This window comes from Bradyrhizobium sp. ARR65, assembly GCF_000472385.1.
In the GTDB taxonomy this organism is placed as follows: Bacteria; Pseudomonadota; Alphaproteobacteria; order Rhizobiales; family Xanthobacteraceae; genus Bradyrhizobium.
On record NZ_AWZU01000001.1, the window covers coordinates 423044 to 447153 of the forward strand.

The 24110-nt window shown below is 60.1% G+C and carries 18 protein-coding genes and 1 pseudogene; 12 read left to right on the plus strand and 7 right to left on the minus strand.

Annotation, left to right across the window (positions count from 1 at the left end; all coding sequences use genetic code 11):
• Positions 1-125: 125 nt before the first annotated feature.
• The 3 genes from F758_RS0102145 to F758_RS0102155 all read right to left on the minus strand — a co-directional run bounded on the left by F758_RS0102145 (position 126) and on the right by F758_RS0102155 (position 5678).
• Complete coding sequence (locus F758_RS0102145; protein ID WP_024506296.1) at positions 126-2186, minus strand: glycosyltransferase; 2061 nt, start codon at positions 2184-2186, stop codon at positions 126-128.
• Positions 2183-3589, minus strand: coding sequence for a hypothetical protein (locus F758_RS0102150; RefSeq protein ID WP_024506297.1), 1407 nt, complete (start codon positions 3587-3589; stop codon positions 2183-2185). Before F758_RS0102150 ends, F758_RS0102145 begins: the two co-directional genes overlap by 4 nt.
• Before the next feature lie 172 nt (positions 3590-3761).
• Positions 3762-5678 carry a hydrolase gene (locus F758_RS0102155; RefSeq protein ID WP_349542111.1) on the minus strand — a complete coding sequence of 639 codons (1917 nt, stop codon included), beginning with the start codon at positions 5676-5678 and terminating at the stop codon, positions 3762-3764.
• Between the two features lie 315 nt (positions 5679-5993).
• On the opposite strand from F758_RS0102155, the gene F758_RS0102165 reads away from it, so the two are divergent.
• The 3 genes from F758_RS0102165 to F758_RS0102175 all read left to right on the plus strand — a co-directional run bounded on the left by F758_RS0102165 (position 5994) and on the right by F758_RS0102175 (position 8897).
• On the plus strand, positions 5994-6812 hold the full coding sequence (locus F758_RS0102165) for an FkbM family methyltransferase (protein ID WP_024506299.1): 819 nt from the start codon (positions 5994-5996) through the stop codon (positions 6810-6812).
• Positions 6813-6998: 186 nt separating this feature from the next.
• Positions 6999-8168 (plus strand): glycosyltransferase family 4 protein, encoded by a 1170-nt coding sequence (locus F758_RS46275; RefSeq protein ID WP_024506300.1) that lies wholly within the window; start codon positions 6999-7001, stop codon positions 8166-8168.
• 45 nt (positions 8169-8213) lie between these two features.
• Positions 8214-8897, plus strand: a complete 684-nt coding sequence (locus tag F758_RS0102175; RefSeq protein ID WP_349542113.1) for a class I SAM-dependent methyltransferase — start codon at positions 8214-8216, stop codon at positions 8895-8897.
• Positions 8898-8955: 58 nt separating this feature from the next.
• Here the strand turns inward: F758_RS0102175 and F758_RS43160 are convergent, their stop codons facing one another.
• Entirely contained in the window at positions 8956-9231 is a 276-nt protein-coding gene (locus tag F758_RS43160) for a hypothetical protein (protein ID WP_024506302.1), read from the minus strand.
• A gap of 784 nt (positions 9232-10015) precedes the next feature.
• Between F758_RS43160 and F758_RS0102185 the strand changes: the two genes are divergently transcribed.
• From F758_RS0102185 to F758_RS0102200, 4 genes are all read left to right on the plus strand, one after another.
• Entirely contained in the window at positions 10016-11053 is a 1038-nt protein-coding gene (locus tag F758_RS0102185) for a polysaccharide biosynthesis/export family protein (RefSeq protein ID WP_245286392.1), read from the plus strand.
• Positions 11054-11242: 189 nt separating this feature from the next.
• Positions 11243-12313: a glycosyltransferase family 4 protein gene (locus F758_RS0102190; protein ID WP_024506304.1), complete on the plus strand. Its 1071-nt coding sequence runs from the start codon at positions 11243-11245 to the stop codon at positions 12311-12313.
• Positions 12300-13400 carry a glycosyltransferase family 2 protein gene (locus tag F758_RS0102195; protein ID WP_024506305.1) on the plus strand — a complete coding sequence of 367 codons (1101 nt, stop codon included), beginning with the start codon at positions 12300-12302 and terminating at the stop codon, positions 13398-13400. Before F758_RS0102190 ends, F758_RS0102195 begins: the two co-directional genes overlap by 14 nt.
• Positions 13401-13436: 36 nt before the next feature.
• Positions 13437-13700 carry a hypothetical protein gene (locus tag F758_RS0102200; protein ID WP_024506306.1) on the plus strand — a complete coding sequence of 88 codons (264 nt, stop codon included), beginning with the start codon at positions 13437-13439 and terminating at the stop codon, positions 13698-13700.
• A 210-nt stretch (positions 13701-13910) separates the two neighbouring features.
• On the opposite strand, the gene F758_RS0102205 is transcribed toward F758_RS0102200, so the two are convergent.
• Positions 13911-14141, minus strand: coding sequence for a hypothetical protein (locus F758_RS0102205; protein WP_157449822.1), 231 nt, complete (start codon positions 14139-14141; stop codon positions 13911-13913).
• Between the two features lie 363 nt (positions 14142-14504).
• Between F758_RS0102205 and F758_RS0102210 the strand changes: the two are divergent.
• A pseudogene (locus F758_RS0102210) lies at positions 14505-14714 on the plus strand (DUF2249 domain-containing protein); the annotation flags it as partial.
• A gap of 123 nt (positions 14715-14837) precedes the next feature.
• Here the strand turns inward: F758_RS0102210 and F758_RS0102215 are convergent.
• Entirely contained in the window at positions 14838-17399 is a 2562-nt protein-coding gene (locus F758_RS0102215; protein ID WP_024506309.1) for an ATP-binding protein, read from the minus strand.
• 963 nt (positions 17400-18362) lie between these two features.
• On the opposite strand from F758_RS0102215, the gene F758_RS0102225 reads away from it, so the two are divergent.
• The gene (locus tag F758_RS0102225) at positions 18363-18950 is read left to right on the plus strand and encodes a DUF3124 domain-containing protein (protein WP_084305044.1); all 588 of its coding nucleotides are present in this window, start codon (positions 18363-18365) and stop codon (positions 18948-18950) included.
• Between the two features lie 71 nt (positions 18951-19021).
• Here the strand turns inward: F758_RS0102225 and F758_RS0102230 are convergent, their stop codons facing one another.
• Positions 19022-19981 carry a LysR family transcriptional regulator gene (locus F758_RS0102230; RefSeq protein ID WP_502689114.1) on the minus strand — a complete coding sequence of 320 codons (960 nt, stop codon included), beginning with the start codon at positions 19979-19981 and terminating at the stop codon, positions 19022-19024.
• A 109-nt stretch (positions 19982-20090) separates the two neighbouring features.
• Here F758_RS0102230 and F758_RS0102235 point away from each other — a divergent pair, with 109 nt between their 5' ends.
• The 3 genes from F758_RS0102235 to tkt are packed head-to-tail and all read left to right on the plus strand — an operon-like array spanning position 20091 to position 24086.
• Positions 20091-21128 carry a class 1 fructose-bisphosphatase gene (locus F758_RS0102235; protein ID WP_024506312.1) on the plus strand — a complete coding sequence of 346 codons (1038 nt, stop codon included), beginning with the start codon at positions 20091-20093 and terminating at the stop codon, positions 21126-21128.
• A 14-nt stretch (positions 21129-21142) separates the two neighbouring features.
• A complete protein-coding gene (locus tag F758_RS0102240; RefSeq protein WP_024506313.1) occupies positions 21143-22018 on the plus strand; it encodes a phosphoribulokinase in 876 nt (291 codons plus the stop codon).
• A 43-nt stretch (positions 22019-22061) separates the two neighbouring features.
• Positions 22062-24086: a transketolase gene (gene tkt / locus F758_RS0102245; protein ID WP_024506314.1), complete on the plus strand. Its 2025-nt coding sequence runs from the start codon at positions 22062-22064 to the stop codon at positions 24084-24086.
• Positions 24087-24110 lie beyond the last annotated feature (24 nt).

Below are 24110 nucleotides of genomic sequence, written 5' to 3' on the forward strand. Positions count from 1 at the left end.
ACGCTCCTCATGAGAACTGGGTATGACATGGCCGAGCGCTGGATCGGCGCGAGCCATCTCTCGCTTGCCCGCTCCTATTGCCTCGACATGGCCGTTGAGGCGGATCCCAAGATCCATCAGCGATCCTAGCTGACACCATCGCCTCTGCTTTCCGATGGTGACAGCGCGGTCCGGGCAGATTTCCGTTTCTCTCGAGCGACAGGCATGATTGCGGCCGCGCGCTCCGGTTCAATATGCCCCCTCAGCACGTCGGCGAATCCTCGGAGATTTCCTCTGAGCCGACCCCGTCGATCAATGAAGGGCTCGGGCTTGGGCGCGCGCATCAGATTTTTGGCCACATTCCCGAAGATGTGCCTTGCGACCTGTGCGCCGGTCATCGTGCCCTTGCGCAGCAGGTAAATCGGGTTCACGATTTGCGAGTAACCGAGCCGATCTCCTGCGACCCTTCCGCCTTTCACTCCCATATGGACTCCGCGCGCGCTCGCGCATTTGATGAGCCTTCCGCCGCGCTTTGCGACAGACCCCCCGAAGTCGCGATCCTCCTGCCAGCCGTACAGCACGAGCCGCTCGTCGAATCGTAGCCCGGCAATGGCGGATAGACGGAAAGCCATGTTGCAGCCATACGGACTGAAGGGCTCGATCCGAGATGGAGAGGCCGGATGCCTCTCGGTCGCAAGAATTTCCAGTGCATCTTCAAAGCTTAGACCCGGTCCGAGGATGCCGTCGGCGACAACATGTCCGGTGAAACCGGCCACATCCGGTTCGTCGCGAAAGGCTCGCGCGGCAGCCTCCAGCCAACGGGCGTCGGCCACGAAATCATCGTCAAAGAAGGCCACGAGGTCCACTGAAGATTTTAGCGCGGCCAATCCGGTGTTTCGTTGGGTCGGAAGCCCGGGTGCCCCCAGCACAACGGTGACGCCGGGCAGATCGGCGGCGGTGCCCGCATCTTCCGGGAGGACGCATGACAGGATGACGGCAGCCGGTTTCAACGTCTGGGTCTTGAGCAGGTGAGTGAGCGTGGCTGTAACGATCTCGCCGCGCCCCCGCGTTGCGATCACCACGGCGATGCTGGGCAAAGGCCGATCTTCAGCGACCTGCGGTGGACGATAGGTTCTTGGCGCACGCATGAGGTCGAGATATCCCGCAGCGGTCTTATTCCAGGAGAACCTTTGGACTCGCTCGCGGCCGCGCCCGGCGAGATCGTTCTGCAGCTCTGTCGATGTTGCGAGCCGGCGGACCTGGCCGACCCAGTTGGCGGGATCGTCTGGGGCGGCCAGAAGGGTCGCGTCCCCGCAGACTTCGGCCATGCTTGCACGGTCGGACGAGACGACGGGGCAGCCCCGCGCCATCGCCTCGACGATCGGAAGCCCGAATCCCTCGGTCCAGGAGGGAAACAGCAGACAAAGCGCGTGATCCATCAGGTAGGCTATGTCGTGGTCCGTGACATAGCCCAGCATCTTCACCGTCGGTGCAGCGGACAGTTTCTCCGCGGCGTAGATGCCGGCGCCTCCGCCCGCAACGATCACGTCAAGCCCCATCGCGGCAAGCTCGGGAGCGATGTCGAGAACCAACTGCAGGTTCTTGTGCCGAGCCCGCGACCCCAGCGCGAATACGAAGCGGCGTCCCGCTTCTGACACGATCGAGGGCGCCGCGCGTGCAAGCGACGGATCCCAGGCAAGGGCATGTTCGTGGCCGTCGGGAAGAACGACGATGTCCGCGGCGCGGATCGGCAGATGCCGCGCGATCTGGCGAGCGGAATCGGCCGAGACCGTTGTGATCCTCGCCGCTCGCCGCGCAAGCAGCGGCTGTAGCAGACGGTATGTCGTACGAAAGGCCGTTCCGTAGCTTTCGGGTGCCGCAAAGACGTTGGTGTCGTGGATACAGACGACCTGATCCGCCTTGATGGCCGGCGCCGTATTGCAGAGGTTGAGCAGACGTCCCGGCCACCGTGCAGGAAGCACGAGCTGCTCCCAGAGGTGCCCGTTCAGCGGCCTCGCGGTGATGAGCGGCATGGCCGGCAGTCCCGGATCGCGGGCCGAAACGGGCGCAATGATTGGCACTTGCTCGGCAGTATCGGCAAGGGCTTCGTTCATGGCCGCAATCACGTTCATTGCGTAGCGCTGAACGCCCGTCACCGGTTGGGTCAAATAGCGGCCGTTCACGCCGAAGCTTACCGGGGAGCTCATGCTCTTAATCCTACTGGTCGATGGGCCGCCACTTCGATCTCCTGAAATTCGCGCTCGGGTTCGGCGCAAGCGAGCCCGGCAAGGACATAGAACAGCAGCCCCTGTTCGATACTCGGGGCCGCGAGAGTATCTCCGATGATGAGCGCCAAGCAGGCATTGCGGGCAGCCATGCGAACGTCCGCAGGGAACGATCCTGGTACGCCTCGTCGTCGCAGCAGTGCTGATGCGATAAAGAGCAGGTAAAAAGCGGTTCCAAGGACGCCAACGCTCGATATGAGCGCGACAGGAAAGCTTGACGTGCGTACGGTGCCGAGCCCGACACCGATCCCGAGCGAATCAAAAAAATTCTGGATCGCATAAGCATTCCAGGAGCTGCGCTCGATACCGGAATCCGACGACGATTTACTGAAGATCAACAGATCGAAATAGCTGCGTATCGTTTCCGCGGCCGCGTCGTTGAGAAGCACGGCAAGCGTCACGGCGGCAATGACAATTGGCGCGCACAGCGCGACGGCCGAGCTGAGCGGACGGCTTGGGTGAAAGCCGCCACGCAGCATCAACGTCAGGTACAGCATCAGGACGACCACGGGCGTGCCTGCAAGCCCGGTTGATGATGTAGAGAGCACGACGAGGACCAGCGAGGCCACGGCGAGAGGACCGGTCCATGGCGAATATCTGCCGCAGAGCCACAGCGTGCCGGTGAAGGCAAGCGCGCCGAGCGTCGCGCGGGCAAAGGCGGATGCTTCCGGATAGGAGCCGACAATGCGTTTCAAGCCGTAAACCTCGTCATCCAGGTGAAGCGTGTACTGGGCGTTACGAATGAAATCCAACAGGGCCTGTGTCCCTGTCGTGTAGGTGCCGATGTCCAGCACTGCGAGCAGAACGTTTCCCGCGGCAAAGGCCAGTACCGCGGAAGTCACCGTGCGAAAGCCGGCCTGCGTAGATGCGATCGCGACCGTCAGTGCGAAACAAATGAGATCGGCGATCATGTAGACGGATTGGGTAAAGTTGCTGGACACCGGGCCAAGGGGCACCGTCGTGCCGGTGTTGGCATATTCCGAGGTTCCCAACGGGACGATCTGCGGACCGCCTGCGAGCAGACGCGGGATCATGATCGCACTCGCCACTCCATAGACCACCAGGCACAAGAGCCAGAAGCCCGGTTGGCCGGCGCGCACGGCGGCAACCGCGGCAGCGGTTTCGGACGGCCGCGCGAGCATTGAGGCGATCGCAAAGCCCAGAAGCAGATGTGCCGGCTGTATGTTTGCTCCGCCGATCAGAATGGCCGCAGCGGCCCCAAACAAAGCAGCAACGATCACGCTGACAAACGCGGCGCGATATCCCAGCCGCATCGCCAGCAGGCCGACCAAGATCGTCAGGAACCCGATCGGCTCTATACCCATCGGACATGCTCCGCGAGTTCTCGTCTCAACCCGTGCAATCGTGATCGTCTCATTTGATCATCATTGGCCGCGGAATACGGCTTCGCTGTGCTGGCCGTGCTACGAAAAGCAGGGGACATACAGATTTGAACTTGCTTCCAATTCGCACAAGACCGCTCCACCTGCGTGTCCGTTAACGTTGGCGGGCGAACATTCCCCGCAGGGAATAAGCAGACTCGAGCATTGGCAGGAGAGCGTATCTCAGCACGGGAAATTCGCGCGCTATGGCGCCCTCGCGCCACAATTGGGTTCGCACCGATGCCAGCCTGCTCAGCCACGACCTCGGCGATGCCACCGACAGGACGCGAAGCATATCGGAGCGGCCAAAATCGACGGACCGGCCGCCAACTTCCAAGCATCGCAACTCGTCAGGTGTCGGTCGCGTGATAGCCCTTTTCAGGCAGAACCAAGCCGCTTCCGCGTCCCGCAAAGCGATGGTGCCGCCACCGATCGCAAGACTGTCAACGTAGCTGAGGGCGCCGGAGAGAAGACTATTGCCCCGGCTGGGATCAATTGAACCGTATCCGATCTCGCCGCAGTTGGCTGTCACCGTGTTCGGTCCGCCCTCCGCGAAGGTACGCACAGACGGAATTTTCGGCTCGAACAAGCTTTCGATCAGATGCCAATAGCGCAAAACGCATGAATGCACATCGAAGGGACTGTAATAGTTCTGCTCGACCAAGAGGCCGGCGACTTTCGGGAAGTGCTCTTCACCGTGGCCTTTGTAATTTGCGCGGGCGAACTGAATCGTCTCGATCCTGAGCGCCGGGAAGGCATGGGCCAGCAGTCGTTGTGTACTGCCGTAAAGGCCGGTATCGCATAACACGATGCGCGCGGCGTCACCACGGAGCTTGGCAAAATGCCGAACGAATAATGCGTTCTGCTGCTCAATGTCAGCTAGTACCTCGCTCCCCGACCTGCCGAACAGCAGCATTGCGAAGCGATTCGCCGCGAACGGCTGCTGCCATTCCGGCGAAAGTTGATACGTTCTCCCACCCAAGGCCTTTGCGACGTCCGCAAACGAGCCTCCTCTAAATTCGCGCCCCAGCTCTTCAAGTGCCGATCTGCTCTGGACCAGCAGCGCGGCGCGGGCGGCGATCAGCCGCGAGATCATGACGTTTTCGCGTGCGATCGAAAGAGGCAAACCGAGTCTTGCCAATACGCGTTCGAAGACCTCCCTTATCCCGATCCCGCCTCTCGCACAGAACAGCAGGCTTGCCCGGTCGCACGTCTCGACCTGCGCGGCGTATAGCCAAATACGCAGGCAGAACTGCGTTACGATCGGTCCGAGAACGAACTTTCCGAAATCGAATGCGTTCTCCAACTTGGGAATAGCAGCTCTCGCAACGCGTGCTCGTCGTGCCCCGATACGTCGGGCTTCGGCGAGCGCCGCATCCGCCATTCGTCCGTAGCGAAGATGAGGAGGACGAGGCAGGTGAACGACGGAAATCCCGTGGTTTGATGGCGTCCGCACGTCGGCTCGCAGATCATCGCCGATATGCAGGATCCTGTCGAAGCGCGTGTTCTCCATCTCCGCCACCGTGAGGAACAGGTCGCCATCTCGCTTGGTGCGCCCGTGATCGGCGCTGCTGTAGACGCGGTCGATCAGGTTCGGCCCGTGGAAGTGCCGTATGAGTTCCGCAAGCGCCTGGGCGGAAAGCGTGGTGTCACTGACCGCGATGATCTTTGCGCCGGCGTGACGGCGCGCGCGCAAGATCGCAGCCAGTGGTCTATTGGCGACGAGAGAGGCTTTCTCAACCTGCAGCTCAATGTTCAGGCGTTCGTCGAGCAATGAGCTGGGGAGGCCCAGCACATGCAATTGCCGGACAATGATGTCGGTCAGCCGCACCTCGCCCGCTCCACGAATATCCAGTGCTCGAAATGCAAGCCGCTGAGCATCCAGTCTGGCGCTTATGAGCAGGTCATGATCAATTCGCCAGCCGCGAGAAGCGAGCAGCTTGCCGAATAGACGCTCACCTCGCGCAATTCGTGAGCGCTCTGAACGAATCCGGCGTAGCAAAAGTGTGTCAAATACGTCGGTGGAGATCAAATCAGCTCCAACCGCCAAATCAGAAAATCTATCGAGTGTCATGGTAGCCGCGGAAGCTCCACTCTCCTATGACTTACAATTCTCCACTCAGATGTGCGCTTGCTTTTCCTTTCTTCCGAACACCTGAGAATTAACCCCAAGCCTATAGAAATCAAAAATGACCGATTGCCTAGTTCCGGCTGTTCTAATAGCATTTTGCGTGCCAGCCGCATAGGTCTTTGCGGCCACTGGGAAATTGCACCAAGCCTATACTTAATTGTCACGTCAGTGTCATGCCGGTCTCTCCCGAGACTGGCTCGACCGGGGAGATTAGGAATGCTCCAGCTCACGAAGCGCGGCATTTCCGCTCTTGCTTATGGAGCCCATAAGGCCGCGGAGAGCACCTCTCTGCGCAGAATGCTTTTCAATTCGATCCGCCTGAAGCGAGTCGAAACCGAACGCTTCAGTCAGATGGAGCAGTTTCGGTTCCTTGCTTATTGCTTCCTGAACCGCCATCAATCGCGATCGCAAATCCTGCAGGATTTGTGGGTGGCTTATGAACTCGGCGAAAGACGAGGGGGCTTCTTTGTCGAGTTCGGGGCTACGAACGGATATGTGAACAGCAATACGTGGTTGCTCGAGAAAGAATACGGCTGGCAAGGCATTCTGGCGGAGCCCAATCCGTTTTGGCACTCGGCACTTGCTGAGAACCGCAATTCGGCTATCGATCATCGCTGCGTAAGTTCGACGTCGGGCAAGAAAGTTCGATTCTTGACCACGGATGCCGTCGACCCCGAGCTAAGCGGAGTAGCGGAATTTGCTGGCGGAGACCATTTTGCGGAAGTGCGTTCCGGCGGAGCAGAGATCGAGGTCGAGACCGTATCGCTCAACCAGCTACTCTTGGACCATCATGCTCCCACCAGGATCGACTATATGTCGATCGACACCGAGGGAAGCGAATACGATATTTTGCAGAGCTTTGATTTCTCGCGCCATGTCATCGAGCTGATTTCTGTCGAGCAGAATAGGAAAACCGAAGCCGCCATTGCCGCTCTGTTGGTCCGCCAGGGATACCAACGCGTGTTTGAGGAGTTTTCGCAATGGGACGGTTGGTATGTGCGCTCCGAGCGCCGGTTGTCCGATGGGAATATTTGAAACGAGCCCGATGGCATTTCAGGCAGTGCGCGAGCGCATTTCGATTTGAAGACGAGGTCGGCGGAAGTTCTTTTTCCGAATTGGCTCTCATGATTGAGGGCTTCCACCAAAGGAAGAGTGATGCATTCTTTGGCTCGATTGGCAGACGTACCGGCGGATACCGGAAGAGAATCCCTCAAAGTAGCGATGCTGTTGAGCTGCGGCTCGTTCGAGGGTTTCTTCGGCGGGATTCAAGGCCAGACGCGGTCAAGCTATCTGGCGAGCTATCGAAACGATTGGGCCTGGTACTACGCCCGAGGTCTGCTTGAGAACGGCGTTACGCCGATCATCTACATTCCCGCGCTGCGCGAAAGCGGAAGGCATGAGACAGACGCCGGAGTTGCGGTTCGCTTTCTTCCGCTCCATCCCTCCTACAGGCTGATCGAACAGGTATGGGTGAAGCGGCTGAGCCGGCTCACGCGATGGTCTTTGTACGCGGAAGAGCGCCTCAACACCATCGCGTTCATGCGACCTCTTCGCGAGGCGATGATCGCGGACAAGATCGATCTGCTCTACATCCAGGAGTATTGGAGCGGGAGGTTTGACCATCTCGTGCATCGCGTCGGAGTGCCTGTGGTCGGCGCCGATCACGGCGGTCTGTCGGATCGCGTTGTGAAGCTCTTCAAGCGGAGCGCGTTTAGCAGAGCAGGGCTTTGCTACGGCCAAACCGAGGATGAATGCCGCATCGTCCATCGGTATGGAGGGCGGCCGAAGCTGCAGCCTAACGGATGCGACGTCTCGGAGTTTTTTCCGGATTCCGCGGCAAAGCGCGGCAAGACCGTCCTCACGGTGGCGCGACTAACAAACAAGCAGAAGCGTACCAGTGACCTGATCCGGGCGATGGCCGAACTGCCGGAGGAGTGGAGCCTGGATATCGTCGGGACCGGACCCGATAAAGACATGCTGCAGCGGCTCGCGACCGACCTGCATTTGGCGGGCCGCGTGAGATTTCATGGATTCCTGGGACGCTCGGAGGTACGCGATCTTCTTCGTCGCTGCGGCGTATACGCCATGCCTTCCTCCAACGAAGCCGTGGCTTTGGCGGTGTTGGAGGCGATGGCGTGCGGCGCAGCGGTGGTGCTCAGCCGGATTCGAGCGTTCGAACAACTCGTCACGGACGGTACAAATGGCAGGCTTGTCCCGGTCGGCGACGTCAAGGCATTGGCCGCCGGAATCCTGGATGCGTGGGCGCATCGGGAGCGGCTGGGAGAGGCCGCGGTAGAAACCGTGCGAAGCCGCTACGACACGCGGATACTCTATTCAGAACTGGCGGAGTCGCTCCGACAATCCGTTCTTGAGCATCATGCTTGTAAATGATCGAGTTGAGTTTCGGCTTACCGAAGAGGACGAGAGATGAAGGAGATGTACGAGGGCGAGGCCTATGCGGAGAAAAATCCGACCTGGCATGAGGAAGACTCGCCCTGGAAAGCCGGTCATATCGAGCGGATGATCAAGCGCAATAGCCTTCCGCACGAACGGATCTGCGAGGTAGGCTGTGGCACCGGCGAGATCCTGCTGAACCTTGAAAAGGCGTTCCCCGCCGCCCGTCTGTCAGGTTATGAAATTTCTCCGGCGGCGTTCGATCGGGCAATGCGGAAAGAGACGCCGAATACGAAGTTTTATTTGAAGGATCTCTTGGCCGAGACTGACGTAAACTTCGATCTCCTTCTTGTTATCGACGTGATCGAGCACGTTGAGGACTACATATCGTTCATCAAAAAGCTGCAGCCGATCGCGACGTTCAAGATATTTCACATCCCCCTGGATCTTTCCGCGCAGTCGATCTTGCGCGCTTGGCCTATTGCTGAGCTCAGGCGCAACGTGGGGCACATCCACTATTTCTTCAAGCAATCGGCGTTGGCGACGCTGGAAGATTGCGGGTATACGATCGTCGATCATTGCTATACGGCAAGCCGTCTGGAATTGCCGAACCAGGCTTTTACAAGCCGTCTGATGCGGTTGCCGCGGCGCCTGATGTTCGCACTTGAGCCCGATCTGGCCGTGCGGCTGCTCGGGGGTTACTCGCTGATGGTTGTTGCGAAGTAACGGCGAAACGCCGAAGCCGTGTCATGGACTGACAGCACGAGCGCCGGGCGGGCATCAACTAGAGCCGGACTCTTTCCGACCAGGACCGCGGCAGCTTGCGTTGAGCGAATTTGAAGCCGCGGCGGATCAGCAGTCCGCCGAAATAACAACCCTGCAAGATGGCCTCCGAGACGAGAATTATCAGCAATGTCTCGAGCCAACCGAGGCCACGGGCGAAGGAGAACAGCACGCAAGCCAGGAAAAGCAGCATCACGAACGGCAGTAAGACGCGAAACCGGAATCTGAGACCGAGGATCGCTCCGAAAACTGCCAATGCACCTGCGGCGTATTCCATTCCCGCTCCTTCGTCGGCACCAAAACGGCGCCCACATCAAGTCTCGAACGCGAAGAAGAATGAGAATAACATAATACCGACCGAAGATGAACGCCCTCCGGTTTGGGGGCAACGCCTGAAGCGGCGCCCTGCCGCAATTTGCCCCAAAAAATGACATCGTCGGCCACAGTGAATCACACCTGCCAACGAGAGGACAGCGCATTTTTTGGGATCGGCGATGTGAAATGGTGGAAATCATCCCCCCGACGACCTTCAGCGCTGGGTAAATTTGAGCCTGCAATCCGATAGCAACGATGCTCCGGCGTCCGAAGGCTGGACGCTCTGACGTCAAATGGGCGGACTGCCTATTTTCTGTGCGGTGTGCCGGCTCGCCTGTGGTTTAGATGCAACGGAGCCGCAGAAAGACCATCCACCCGCCTCACTTCGCTTCCGGTCGAGGGCGTGTATCTGTAACTTTATCGCGGAGGGGACTCAGCCTTTAAGGGTTTCGGAAGGGATCAGCTTTGTAATCCCATGGTGAATCTCAGGTTTTTTCGACCTGAGAGTCCGTTGACCCGTGATTTGCGTTTGTATTCGGGCAATGGAACCCAGGATGAGTAGTAGTTGTGGCGAGATTTATTTGATGGCCAAAGGACTGAGTGTCCGATTCTTAGCTATTATTCTCGCGGGCTCTTTGCCCGCCTGCTCGCTGTTGCCGGGAACCGGCCCGCGAAGCGACGATGTTAATGCAAACGCGACCGCTGGGATCAGGTCCACGGCCTCGCTGCCTTACGCCTTGGTCGACGTGAGTGCTGATACGATCGGCTTTCTATCCCAGCCGAACCTCGTGACCTTCAAGGGAACTTTTAGCGACAGGCGGCCCAAGCAGCTTCAGGTGGTCGGCGTCGGCGATTTCCTAAATATTTCAATCTTTGAGGCTCAGCCCGGCGGCTTGTTCACTCCCGGGACGGCGTCAGGTGCGCGCCCGGGCAATTTCGTCGACGTGCCGGTCCAAGAGGTCGATCAGGAAGGCAATATTCACGTCCCCTACGCGGGATCGATCCCTGCGGCAGGACGCACGATACCTGCCATCCAGGACACTATCGTCGAGCGCTTGCGCAACCGCGCGATCGAACCGCAAGTGGTCGTCAGCCTGAACCAGCAGCATTCAAACATCGTCAGCGTTCTGGGCGACGTGAACGCACCGGGCGCGTTGCCGCTGAACAGCTCGGGCGAGCGCTTGCTGCAGGTGATTGCGCGTGCAGGCGGCCCGAAGTTCGAGGCGATCGAAAGTTACGTCACCCTGCAGCGGGACGGCAGGCGTGCAAAGGTCCTGTTGAGCCGCGTTGTCCACGATCCGAGCGAGAACATTTTTGTCCGTGCGAGGGATGTGGTCTTTGTTACGCGTGAATCGCCGACCTTCACCGCGCTGGGCGCATTGAATCAGAACGTTTTTGGCTTCAATTCCGAAATCCCGTTCGATGTTGAAACGCTGACGCTTGCCCAGGCGCTGGGTAAGTCGGGCGGACTTAACGATCAGCAGTCCGACCCGAGCGAGGTCTACGTCTACAGGTACGAGGACCGTCCGTTCCTGAACAAGCTCGGCGTCGATACCACGCGTTTCATCTACGACAGAATACCGACGATCTACCGGCTCAATTTGCGTGACCCATCCGGAATGCTGCTTGCGTCTGGCTTCCAGATGCGAACGAAAGACGTGATGTATGTCGCCAATGCCCGGGTCGTGGATTACTACAAATTGCTGACGCTCATAAACAATACGACGACGACCGTGCGGAATGTTAACTCCGCGGTGCATGAAATCGCTACGCCGCTTAACTAGAGGTCGTTAGGCTCGAAAGCATCGGGCGCGACTAGGCTTCCGGCCTGATCTTTTTCTGACGGTCGGAAGCCGCTGCCCGGAAATGGCGTTCTGCGTTTGCTAACGGCAAATGCATCGCGCCAAAGATCGGGCTTGCGAAGATGGATGGGACATTCCTATCCTTGGCCATTTCGGTGCGGCGGGCTCGTCATGCGTATTTTGCAGCTGCTCAACCACACGCGACGTCTGAATGGACATGTCCATGCGGCCGTCGATCTGGCATGCGCCCAGTCCAAGCTGGGCCATCAGGTCGCGATCGCAAGCGGCGGCGGCGACTTTGACGAACTGCTTGCGGCCAACAATGTCGAGACGATGTTGGTGAGCCATGAGCGCCGGCCGACGGAGCTCTTGAAGTCAGTCGCGACGCTGTATCGGTCGGCGCGCCGCTGGCGTGCAGAGGTCGTGCATGCCCATATGATGACGAGCGCCGTGTTGGCCTGGCCGGTATGCAAACTGCTTGGCATCCCTCTGGTGACGACGGTTCATAACGAATTCGAGAAGAGCGCGATCCTGATGGGTCTTGGCACGCGGGTTATCACCGTGAGCGCAGCCGTCGGCGAGTCCATGCAAAAGCGCGGGATCGACAAATCCCGCATCCGCGTGGTTCTGAACGGAACCATCGGTGCGGCCCGCTTCGAAGGGAAAGATCGTGCTCCGCGCCCCCTTCAGTCCCCATCGATCATCTTTGTCGGCGGCCAGCATCCGCGGAAGGGTCTGCCGGATCTCTTTGCCGCGTTCGACCTGCTCTATAAGAGCCACCCAGCGGCCCGCTTATATGTCCTGGGCGATGGTCCGCACCGCGAGGAATATATGGCCCAAGTGAACTCCTTAGGTTGCGCTCAGGCCGTGACTTTCATGGGCGCTCAGGACGATCCTTTTCCGTTTCTGCTCGGCGCAGATATTTTCGTGCTGCCGTCTCACGCCGACCCCGCCCCTCTGGTGTTGTCGGAGGCACGCGAAGCCGGCTGCGCGATCGTCGCCACCAATGTCGATGGAATTCCCGAGTTGCTGGAGCACGGCAAGGCTGGCATTCTGGTTCCGTCCCGGAATCCGGCCGCGCTCGCGCAGGCGCTGGGCTCACTGATCGAGAACGCGGATACGCTTACGGAGTGGAGGAGCAAGAGCCAGTTCAATCTGGACTATCTGACCATCGAGCGCGTTGCCCGTCGGACGCTCGATATTTATGAGGAGGCGTCTCGCCAAATCCATGGACGCGCCTGAAACCAGCGAAGTGATCGGACCAGAGCCTGAGATCCGGCGGGGCCGTTCGGAAAGCGCCAGCCGCGACGCTGCGAAGCTCGCCGTCATCATCACCTGCTACAATTACGAGGCCTTTGTCGGGCGGGCGATCAATAGCGTGCTGGATCAGAAGCGCGACGACTGCGAACTTGTTGTCGTCGATGACGGGTCAACCGACGGCTCGTGGCAGGCGATTGGACGCTCCGGCGCCAGAGCGTTCCGGATCGATAATCGAGGCCAGTTGGGCGCTTGCATCTATGGCCTTGAGCGGACGCAGGCGCCATTCGTACTATTCCTCGACGCGGACGATGAGTTGAAGCCCGGTTCGCTTGCTACGCTGATCGATAAACTGGACGAGCGGGTCGCGAAGATTCAGTTCGCACTTACGTTGATCGATGCCGATGATCGTCCAATGGGAGCATTTTCCTCGCTGGACGCATTCCGGGATCGCGAGGGCCTGCTGGACGAGGTGCTCAGGCGCGGCGTCTACAAGACCCCTCCAACCTCAGGGAACGTCCTTCGTCGCGACGTCTGCGAATTGTTGCGAGAAGTGGACTATGACAAAGCGGTGGACGGCATTATCCTATTTGCCGCACCTCTGTTCGGAGACGTTGTAAGCCTGTCTGAGGAACTGGGATATTATCGCGTCCACGGCCGCAACGATTCACGCTTCGGTCAGATTCCGACGGCGGCAATACTTGAACGCGACATCAACCGGTTTGTGGTGCGGACGGAGCATCTGCGGCGCGTTGTGCAGCGGCTTGCGCCCGGGCGTCAGCTCGTACAGTGCCGCGACGCATTCTATTATCGCGAGCGCAAGTTCTGCCTCGATATCGTATCCGGTCATCGGCCGCGCGTGACGGTCCTGCCTATGTTGCTCGCCGGGCTCGCGGCCGAACCCTATTCCCTCAGGGTAAAGCTTGCTATGATGGTCTTCTTCGTGCTGGGCTCGGTGCTGCCGAGCGAGGCGGCGAAAACGTTGCTCGCCTATCGATCGAAGAGTGGAGAGCGGTCTGCGCTGGGCTTCGCCAGGGAGTTCTTTCGTTTCCGTGCGCCAGCCAGGCGATAGCTGCGCAATTGCCGTGAGCAAACAAAGGGACGGGGCATGTCAAAAACGTTTCGGATCGCAGTTGCCGCCGCCGTTGCGGCGGTTGTCCTCAGCGGGGCATCTTCGTCAGCGCTGGCGCGTTCACGGCTGTATCCGCTGACCCCATGCGGCCCGGACCTTGCCGACCTCTGTCCCATCCACGGCTATTTCGATTCCGTGCCGTTCCACTACAACCTCGCAGTTTACCCGGGCTGCTTGCGGACGGAGCGTGTCGAAACGCCGCGCGGGATCCGGCGCCGGCTGGTTCTGGTTTGCGGTTGATCCGGAATAAGACTGCCGACGGCTCGAGCAAATGCTGCGCGTCCGCCGGGCCGCGAGCTTGAACTCGACCCAGCGCACGGCAACCCAGTGCACGGGGTGGCCAGGCGCCAATGAAAGCTGGATTTGATGACACCGAGGATTTTTCGCGCGTTGAATCCAGGATAAATCCCGACGCGCGGTCCATGACTCGTCGCTAACCGATAAGCGCCTCTACTCCACTTGCAACCTGATTGCCTTCTCGGCACTGGCCAGCAGATTTTCCCGAGCAAGTTTCTCGATTGCCGACCAGTTCTCCTGAAAGATGGTCGCTGCCCCCGCCTTGCTGCTTGCCCGAATGATGACGCTGCAGGCATGCCGCGCACCGCCACTCGTCATCTGGAAGTTGATTCTGAAATCGGCTGCGTCTTGGACAAACGCAAGCGGCTGCTGCTCGTGGCGCATTGTGACGTCCCCCAATTTTCGGAAAATGAATATACATTTATGATTTAGCTTTTCGTGGGGCGCGATTGTGGCCCAGTCGTTGAATTGCGTTGTCGTCAAATCGTTATATTGGGCAATTACGGTCTGGCGTGATCGGTAAGCTCGTCATGGCGACAGGAAAGCAGCGTCGCTGCCGCCCCGACGATGGAGTTTTAGTGCCGCCCGTGGCGTGCAAAGGATCGGGACGGCGACCGGGAGGGGCTCAGGCAACGTGCGGCTGCTATATCTCGCCTGCGTTCGGTATCGGTCCCCGCACTGCTGTTGGGACTGACTTTTGCAATCGCATCTTCTTCGTCGGTCTTGGGCCAATCGTCGCCGCCGGGCGAGCTCGGTCCACCTGAACCGATGGTCAGGATCCTCGCCGCCGTCGAGAAATTGGCGCCGGGACAAACGCTCGTCGCCCTGCTACGGCGCGAACCGATCTTCCTGTTTCGGGAGCTCACCAAACGCGGGCATCGATGGCGCGGCGGCTTGGTGCCTGGAGGAGATAGCTACGAACTGACCGTCAGGGTGTGCGCACATGACGACCAATGACGAGAATCTCGCTGCGCGGGTGAGGGAGGCACTGCGGGTCGTGATCGATCCTGAGCTCGGCCACAATATTGTTGACCTTGCTTCGTCTACGACGTGTCGATTTGATTGACGGCGTGTCGGTCGTCACGCGTCATGCATCACCAGTTGGAGGTAGTGTGCCAGCTCGGCGCGGCGGAAGGGCTTGCCGATGATTGTAAACTCGTCCACCGCGCCGTATCGCGCGAGTACATCTGCCGCATTCCCGGAGGTGAGCAGGATCTTGATGCCGGCGCATAATCGCTTCGCTTCCCGTGCAAGTTCAACGCCGTTGATTCCCTGGGGCATGACGACGTCGGTGAACAGGAGATCGAATTTCTTGTCGTCCTTGAGCAGCCGGATGGCGTCAATGCCATTACGGGCGCAAAGAACCTGATAGCCAAGCTTGCGCAACATCGCAGATGTGACGTCCAGGACATCGTCATCATCCTCGACCACGAGCACCCGCCCCGACCCTGGCGGTGCGTCCTGGCTTGGGGCAATCTCTGTCTCCGTGTCGGGCGTTTGGGAGGATCTGGGCAGGTAGAGGCTGACCGTAGTCCCCGCTCCGAGCGCGCTCTCGATTGCGACATGGCCGCAGGATTGTCGGACAAATCCATAGACCATGCTGAGACCAAGTCCGGTCCCGCTGCCGATGTCCTTTGTGGTGAAGAAAGGCTCAAATACGCGATCCAGGGTTTCAGGAGACATTCCGCAGCCAGTGTCACTGACCGAGATCCTGACGTACGACCCCGACGCAATGCCGGTCACGGCATTTTCCTCCATATGGACGTTTCGTGCTTCGATCTGCAGCGTACCGCCGTTTGGCATGGCATCGCGCCCATTCAAGATCAGATTGAGGAGGGCAGTCTCGAGCTGGGCGGGGTCAACTTGGCACGGCCATAATTGGTCGTCGATGATCAGCTTGAGCTCGCAGCTTTCTCCGAGGGCACGACGGATCAGCTCCTGAAAGTCTCGAACGAGATGTCCCACATAGATCGGCTTCGGATTCAGTTTCTGTCGGCGGGAAAAAGCGAGCAACTGCGTGGTCAGGCTTGCGCCTCGATAAGCGGCATTCCGCGCCGAGGCCGCAAGCTGCCGGATGCTGTCGTTATCTCCCGCACGTTCCTCGATGAGTTCGAGATTTCCGGTGATCACCATCAGCAGATTGTTGAAGTCGTGGGCCACGCCTCCCGTGAGCTGGCCGACAGCTTCCATCTTTTGGCTCTGATGAAGCTGATCCTCCATCTGCCGGCGTGCCTTGATAGCGTGCCTTTGTTCGGTGATGTCGCGGAATTGGACGGCGAGGCCTTCGCCGGAAGGGAATGCATTAACTTCGTACCATTGCGCCCGGTAATGGCAGAATATTTCAAAGCGGGCCAGGTGCTGTTCCGACATTGCCTCGCGAAGTCGATCGGAGAGGTCGCCTTCGATGAAATCCGAAAGCGCTTGCCAGAAATCCATGCCGACGAGGTTGCGTTCGTCGGCAAAATGCGCCTTCGCATGCTCGTTGAGATAAGTGATGTGCCAGTCTCGATCGAGGATGAGCACGCAATCCGCCGTGCTCTCAAATATCGTCGTGATCCGGGCCGCGGCTTCCTCGGCCGCCTCCTTGGCGCCGGACAGCTCGCGTTCGCGCTGCTCGAGCGCATCGGCCATGGAATTGAAGGCATGAGCCACTGCGGCAATTTCCGAGCGATTGTCCTGGATCTGCACGCGAGGGGTATAATCTCCGAGCCGCCATCGATCCGCGGCATTGGCCAATAATTGCAGCGGGTGACGAATAAACCGGCGGGCGCCCAACCACGTCAACATCAGCGCCAGCGACGTACTCAAGGCGATCAACAGGATGCCGCGGCGCGTGCGGCGATGGATACTCGCGAATGCTTGTGCCTTGTCGAGGGCGACACTGACAAGGAGCCCTCCCGATTCATCTGGCAAAGCGGCGTGGCCCACGATCCGCTCTACGCCATCGATGTCGCGGGTGTCATTTGTGCTCCAGTGCTCGCCGCGTGGGTACCGTTCCAGGGGCATTTTCCGACCAACGAATCGATCGCCATTGGGATGGCGCGCAAGATAGGTGCCGTTCCGGTCAGCGATAGCCATCGCCGTGCCCGGCGGGACATCCATCTGGGCGATGAATTGGCCGAGCCAATCGAGGCTAAGGGTCGCTATGATGATCCCCGCCATGCCGCCTTGGTCGCCATAGAATGGTAAGGCGAATTGAATGACTTGACGACCCGTCGACAGTCCGATCGAAAATTCCCCGACTGTGAACTTTCCGGTTCGCGTAGCCTTGGCAAAATAGGTGCGGCCGGCGACATTCACGACCTCGCCATGGGTGGCGCAAAAGGCAGCGCCGTTCATGTCGACGGCCACAAAGGTGAGAAAGGCTGGAAAGCTCCGCTTGATCGTTGAAAGATATGAACTGCATGCTTCGGGCTGCCTTGTCTTGATCGCGGGCAGCTCCGAAAGCGCAATCAGGACCTGGTGAATTCCCTGGACTATCTCCTCCTGTTGTGCCGCAGCAATCTTGGCGAGACCGGTCGCCTCTTCCTGCACTTCGATTTGACGAGAGCGGGAGAAGTCAAATTCGTTATACAATTGGATAGCGATCGTTGGCACCAGCGCGACCGCCACCAACAGGAATAGGCGCGAGAGTAGGGCCAAGGCTCGTCTTCCAGGATTAAAGATCCACAGGCCGGCAAGTTGAGCCTGCCATGTTGTTGAGATGGTCGGTAACGGCCGCTATGCGAAGCGGCTCGTTACAAGCGCCGCCAAATCATGCGAGGACTGGCGTCATCTTGCGCCTTTCTCTTTCGATCCGAAGAGGAGGCGGCTCTGCCAATCGGCGGCTTCGGCGTGACAACTCTCGCAACAAGTCCATCTTGATCGGTTCTGACGGGAACTGCCGAACAGATCCTTTGATCACCAGACTCAGCAATCCAGGCAGAAGCGGACAACGTGCTCGATTTGGAATCGATTGGGAATGCCGAGCTTCCGAAGCGTCTGGTCGTCGAGTTTCTCCAAGCCGGCGACAGCTCTCTTGAATTTGTGGTCGTCAAGTCGTCCATCGCATTGATCTGCGGTCTCGTCCAACGGTTCGCGCGGGCGGCCGGCTTCATGTGACCTGCTGATTGCAGGTGCGGGCGAGATGTTCGAACGCAGCCTCGCTCGTAAGCTCAATGGGAAGGGCGGAGCGGATAGAAAAGATAGAGGTTTGGGCAAGATCGCAATCCCAGTAAGTTTGACGCAAGAGACGTTCCTGCATCTCAGTTACCGGATAATCACAGTTGCTGGAAAATGAGGTTACAATTGTAATCGATAGCCGCAACTATGTGCGGAGAGAGCCGACACGCGCGGCGCGCTTCCAGAAGGGGCGCCGCCGCGTCGATAGACAACGGATGTCGGTTGGGGGCAGGTGCACGCCGCCGAGATCAAGCGAGGCACTGGTCTCGAGCAATCCGCGCAGACGACGGTGGTTCAATTCCGTGATCTGACCCAACCGGCTCCGAATGGACCAACACAAAAGCGAGCGATAAGGTAGTTGGGAATGAGTGGTCGGGAAGAGGGCCCGACGGCCAGTTTTCCGTAGGAAGGATGCAGAGAGCGATGTCGCGAACGACCGCATGCATGAAGGATGCCCGTAGCGGGTGCCCCAACGATAAGCCCGGCGGTCGCAAACGAACAGCGTACCGCAATCGATTCGCCGTCGCACTCATCGTATGCCTGACGCACCCGCTGGCGTCGGCGGCGGAGCAGGGCGGAGCCGAGATCGAACAGAAGTTCGCTAGCTCGTTGACTGCGGTTCCGAACGAAAACCTGTCGGTATCGGGCGGATTTTATGTGCCGGCCTATTCCAGTGTCTCAATGAGCGAGGGCAAGCTGCGGGTCGACTTCTCCGTCACTCTGAGTGTGCACAACGCGTCCGAAACCAAGCCATTGATCGTCAAACGCATCGACTATTTCGATACTGCGGGAAAAATGGTTCAGACCTATTTGAAGGCCCCGGTGGCGCTGAAACCGCTGGCGACGGTCGAGATTTTCGTTCCTACCAATGACGTGCGCGGCGGGACTGGCGCAAACTTCATTGTCGATTGGGCCGCCGCAGGCGAGATCGCCGAGCCCGTGGTCGAGGCATTGATGGTCGGCGGGGTCGGCAATGCGCATTATGCGTTCATCAGTCAGGGGCGGCCCGCCAGGACGATCGGGAAGAATTAGTCAACGCGAATCGTATGCGAGTTGACGGCGATTCTGTCGCCGCTTCGGCTGACCGGCCGCAGAGAATACGGTCACTGCGTGAGCGGGACCTCGGGCAGATAATTCGCTCCCTCCGATCCCATGAAGTCGAACATTGCCTGCGCGGGCGGCAGCAACACCTTGTCGCTGCGGCGGATCACGTACCACTGACGCACGATCGGAAGCCCTGCGACGTCGAGCATGACGAGGCGCTCATCGACCAATTCATTGGCGACCGTGTGCGCGGAAATGAACGCGATGCCAAGCCCGGCCATCACCGCCTGCTTGATGGTTTCGTTGCTGCTCATTTCCATGCCGATCGTCGGCTCGAGATCGGACTTCTGAAATAGACCCTCCATCAGGATCCGTGTGCCCGACCCTTGCTCGCGGGTGAGAAAGGTCTCGTGCACGAGATCGGTCAGGTTGAGGCCGCGGTCCTTCTCCAACCAGTGTCCCTTGCGTGCGACGATGATGTGCGGGTTCTTGCCGAGCTGTCTGACATCGACGCTGATGTCGGCCGGCGGCCGACCCATCACCGCGAAGTCGAGATCGTAGCCATGCATCGCCGCGCGGATTTCTTCACGGTTGCCGATTGTCAGTTTGATTTCGATCTTGGGGTAGCGCTTGGAGAAGGCGGCGATCGCATGCGGCACGAAATATTTGGCGGTGCTGACGGCGCCGATGGAGACCACGCCGCCGGTCCGGCCCGCGAGCAGGTCAAGCGCACCCTGGCAATCCATGATGGCGGCTTCGATCCGCCCGGCGAGCGCCAGCACTTCCCGCCCCGCAGCCGTCAGCAGCATACCGTCCCCGGTCCGTTGCACCAGCGGCAGCCCGGCGAGCCCCTGAAGTTGACGAAGTTGCTGGGTTACTGCCGGCTGGGTCAAGCCGAGCTGCTCCGATGCCGCGGTGACGCTGCCGCGGGCTGAAAGGGCCGCCAGCGCCCGCAATTGCCGGATGGTCAAGTGCCGGAGCCGGCCGGCATTATAAGAAAAATCTCTGGCCTTTATCATAATTAGAAATTTTCCTTATTTCATGCCTTCTGTCAATTTCTGTGTGCAGGCTCTGACCGCGCCGACCCAAGTCGGGAGCAACGGCAGCGGCGGCGAGGGATGGACGCAAATGACAGGGCAACGCACGCTTGAGGACTATCTTCAGCGCTACGCGGAAACCGGGCCGCTTGCGCTTGCTGTCGCCGGGGCGATTGATGCGGTTGCGTCGGCTGCGGTGGAAATCGCGGACCTGACCGGCAAGGGCCAGTTGGCGGGGATCTTGGGTGTTGCCACCGGCCGCAACAGCGACGGCGATCTGCAGCGGCATCTCGACATCCGGGCGGATGCCATCATCCGCCGCTGCCTCGGCAGAATTCCGATCGCAGCGCTGGCCTCCGAGGAGGCGCGCGAAGCGGAAATCTGCGATCCCCAGGGAAGGATTTGCGTCGCGATCGATCCGCTCGACGGCTCATCCAACATCGACATCAACATGACGGTCGGCACGATCTTTTCGATCCTGCCCACACCTGACGATCTTGCCGGCTGCTTCCGCCAGCCCGGCACCGCGCAGGTCGCGGCCGGCTTCGTCACCTACGGACCTCAGACGTCGCTGGTTCTGAGCGTCGGCGAAGGCGTCGACGTGTTTACGCTGGATCGCGCCGCAGCCTGCTTCCGCCTGGTGCGCGTTGGCCTACAGATATCAACGCACGCGGAGGAGTTTGCCATCAATGCCTCGAACCGGCGGCATTGGGATGCGCCGGTGCGGACCTTCGTCGATGAATGCCTCGCCGGGGTCGACGGCCCCGCCAATCGCGACCTCAACATGCGCTGGATCGGATCGCTGGTCGCCGAGACGTTCCGGATCCTGACGCGGGGCGGGGTGTTTCTCTATCCTTCCGACGCACGGCCCGGTTACGGCGATGGCCGGCTGCGGCTGGTCTACGAAGCGCACCCGATCGGCTTCATTATCGAGCAGGCGGGCGGCCTGGCTTCCACAGGCTATCAGCGTATCCTCGATCTTTCGGCACAGAGCCTGCATCAGCGCGTGCCCCTGATGATGGGTGCCTCGCACGACGTGCGCCGAATCGAGGAGCTGCATTGCGATCCCCTGCTCATAGCGAGCACCACTGCGCCCCTGTTCGCGCGGCGCGGCTTCTTCCGCCTCTAAAGAAGGAGCGCGCGATGTCCAGAAAGCATCCGATCATCTCGATCACAGGCTCCTCCGGCGCGGGCACGACTTCGGTCAAGCGCACTTTCGAGCAGATCTTCCATCGCGAGAAGGTCAACGCCGTCTATATCGAAGGCGATGCCTTTCACCGCTACGACCGTGCCGAGATGCGCGTTCAAATGGCCCAAGAGGCGGAACGCGGCAACAGGCATTTCAGCCATTTCAGCCCGCAGACCAATCTGTTCGAGGAGCTCGAGCAGGCGTTTCGTGAATACGGCGAAACGGGTACCGCGATCACGCGCCATTATGTTCACGACGAGCAGGAGGCCGCGCTTCATGGCGTTCCCCCCGGCACCTTCACCACTTGGAAGCGGCTGCCTGAGAATTCGGACCTGTTGTTCTATGAAGGGCTGCATGGCGCCGTCGTCACGGACAAGGTCAATGTCGCGCGCTATGCCGATCTGAAGATCGGCGTCGTCCCCGTCATCAATCTGGAATGGATCCAAAAGCTGCATCGCGATCGCAGCGCGCGCGGCTATTCGACCGAGGCAGTCACCGACACGATCCTGCGGCGCATGCCGGACTATATCCATTACATCTGTCCGCAATTCACCGAGACCGACATCAACTTCCAGCGCGTCCCCACCGTGGATACGTCGAACCCCTTCATCGCGCGGTGGATCCCGACGCCCGACGAATCGATGGTGGTGATCCGCTTCAAGAACCCGCGGGGAATCGATTTTCCCTATCTGCTTGCGATGTTGCCGAACAGCTTCATGTCGCGCGCAAACTCGATCGTCTGTCACGGCTCGAAGCTCGATCTGGCGATGCAACTGATCCTGACGCCGCTGATCATGCAGCTGATGGAACGCAAGAAAAGCCTGAAGTGATGGGCCGCTGGTATTCCGAAAACAAGAGACAAAGGGAGGTGTCATGAACATCTCGGTTCATGCCGAAGCTGACCTGAATGCGGTCACCCATCGCGATCTCGCCAATGCGGTGCGCTTTCTTGCGGTCGACGCAATCGAGAAATCTCAGTCGGGGCATCCCGGCATGCCGATGGGCATGGCTGATGTCGCCACCGTTTTGTTCTCGCGCTTTCTGAAGTTCGATGCCGCGCATCCGACCTGGCCGGACCGTGACCGTTTTGTACTCTCTGCCGGCCACGGCTCGATGCTGCTCTACGCGCTGCTGCATCTGACCGGCGGTGACGTCAGCCTGGACGATATCCGCTCGTTCCGCCAGTGGGGCTCGAAGACTCCGGGCCATCCCGAATATGGCCATACGTCGGGTGTGGAGACCACCACAGGCCCGCTCGGGCAGGGAATTGCGACCGCGGTCGGCATGGCGCTCGCCGAGCGTCTGGCGAACGCGCGACACGGCGACGATCTTGTCGATCACTTCACCTATGTGATCGCCGGCGACGGCTGCCTGATGGAAGGGCTCAGCCAGGAAGCAATTTCGCTCGCCGGCCATCTGCAATTGAGCCGGCTGATCGTGCTCTTCGACGACAACGGCATTTCCATCGATGGCCCGACGTCGCTTGCCACCTCGGATGACCAGCTCAAGCGCTTTGCCGCGTCGGGCTGGTCGGTGCGCCGGGTCGAGGGGCATGACCCGGAAGCGATCGCGCAGGCGATTGCCGAAGAACGCAAGACGGCACAGCCTTCGCTCATCGCCTGCCGCACCATCATCGGCTACGGCGCGCCCGGCCGCCAGGGCACGGAGAAGGTTCATGGCGCTCCGCTCGGTGCCGAGCAGACGGCGGCCGCCCGAAAGCAACTGGGCTGGGATCACCCGCCCTTCATTGTCCCGCAGGCCATCGCCGATGCCTGGCGGATGATTGGCCAACGCGGCCGATCCGCACGGCTTGCCTGGCTCGATCGTTGCGCGCGGATGGATTCTGCGGAGCGGGAACGCTTTGAGCAGCGACGGGCAGCGAGCCTGCCTTGTGCCTATGAGCGCGCGCTCGTGAAGTTGCGTGACCGGTTGGCGACAGAGCGTCCGAAACTCGCGACGCGCCAGGCATCCCAGCTCGTCCTCGAGAGCATCGCGTCGACGATCCCCGGCCTGATCGGCGGGTCGGCCGATCTGACGCATTCGAACCTCACCCAGAGCAAGGCGCAACATCCGGTGCGTCCCGGCCAGTTCGCCGGCGATTACGTCCACTATGGCATTCGCGAGCACGGCATGGCTGCGGCGATGAACGGGATTGCGTTGCACGGTGGCTTCATTCCCTACGGCGGCACGTTCCTCGCCTTCTCCGATTACAGCCGGCCGGCGATCCGCCTCGCGGCCTTGATGCGCATCCGTGTCATTCATGTCATGACTCATGATTCCATCGGGCTCGGCGAAGATGGGCCGACGCATCAGCCGGTCGAGCATCTGGCGGCACTGCGGGTGATTCCGAACCTGCTTGTCTTCAGGCCCGCCGACGCGGTGGAAACGCTGGAAGCGTGGGACTGCGCCTTGCAGGCGATCGATCGCCCGTCGGTGCTTTGTCTGTCACGCCAGGCTTTGCCCACCTTCCGCAGTGACGCGCGCGGCAAGAACAGGGTCGCACGAGGCGCCTATCTCGTTGTCGCCCCCGAGGGCGGCCGTGACGTCACCTTGATCGCGACGGGATCGGAGGTGGCGATTGCGCTCGATGCGGCCCGTCTGCTCGCGACCGAACACATCCGCGCGGCGGTGGTGTCCGCGCCCTGTTTCGCGCTGTTCGATGAGCAGCCGGCCGATTACCGCGCGCTGGTCCTGGGTTCGGCGCCGCGGGTCGGTGTCGAAGCCGCGGTCGCAGGTGACTGGGCGCGCTGGATCGGCGCTGGCGGCGAATATGTTGGCATGACCGGCTTCGGAGCTTCGGCGCCGGCGCCTGTTCTCTACCGCGAATTCAACATCACGGCCGACGCGGTTGCAGAGGCCGCGCGACGCACGATTGCGCGGCGCCAAGGCCGACAGTAACCGCCGCAATGAAACATCATTGAA

Coding starts and splice junctions, on each gene's coding strand:
- F758_RS0102145 (WP_024506296.1), bottom strand. CDS start 2,186: ATGAGCTCCCCGGTAAGCTTCGGCGTGAACGGCCGCTATTTGACCCAA.
- F758_RS0102150 (WP_024506297.1), bottom strand. CDS start 3,589: ATGGGTATAGAGCCGATCGGGTTCCTGACGATCTTGGTCGGCCTGCTG.
- F758_RS0102165 (WP_024506299.1), top strand. CDS start 5,994: ATGCTCCAGCTCACGAAGCGCGGCATTTCCGCTCTTGCTTATGGAGCC.
- F758_RS46275 (WP_024506300.1), top strand. CDS start 6,999: ATGCTGTTGAGCTGCGGCTCGTTCGAGGGTTTCTTCGGCGGGATTCAA.
- F758_RS0102175 (WP_349542113.1), top strand. CDS start 8,214: ATGTACGAGGGCGAGGCCTATGCGGAGAAAAATCCGACCTGGCATGAG.
- F758_RS43160 (WP_024506302.1), bottom strand. CDS start 9,231: ATGGAATACGCCGCAGGTGCATTGGCAGTTTTCGGAGCGATCCTCGGT.
- F758_RS0102190 (WP_024506304.1), top strand. CDS start 11,243: ATGCGTATTTTGCAGCTGCTCAACCACACGCGACGTCTGAATGGACAT.
- F758_RS0102195 (WP_024506305.1), top strand. CDS start 12,300: ATGGACGCGCCTGAAACCAGCGAAGTGATCGGACCAGAGCCTGAGATC.
- F758_RS0102200 (WP_024506306.1), top strand. CDS start 13,437: ATGTCAAAAACGTTTCGGATCGCAGTTGCCGCCGCCGTTGCGGCGGTT.
- F758_RS0102205 (WP_157449822.1), bottom strand. CDS start 14,141: ATGCGCCACGAGCAGCAGCCGCTTGCGTTTGTCCAAGACGCAGCCGAT.
- F758_RS0102225 (WP_084305044.1), top strand. CDS start 18,363: ATGAAGGATGCCCGTAGCGGGTGCCCCAACGATAAGCCCGGCGGTCGC.
- F758_RS0102230 (WP_502689114.1), bottom strand. CDS start 19,981: ATGATAAAGGCCAGAGATTTTTCTTATAATGCCGGCCGGCTCCGGCAC.
- F758_RS0102235 (WP_024506312.1), top strand. CDS start 20,091: ATGACAGGGCAACGCACGCTTGAGGACTATCTTCAGCGCTACGCGGAA.
- F758_RS0102240 (WP_024506313.1), top strand. CDS start 21,143: ATGTCCAGAAAGCATCCGATCATCTCGATCACAGGCTCCTCCGGCGCG.
- tkt (WP_024506314.1), top strand. CDS start 22,062: ATGAACATCTCGGTTCATGCCGAAGCTGACCTGAATGCGGTCACCCAT.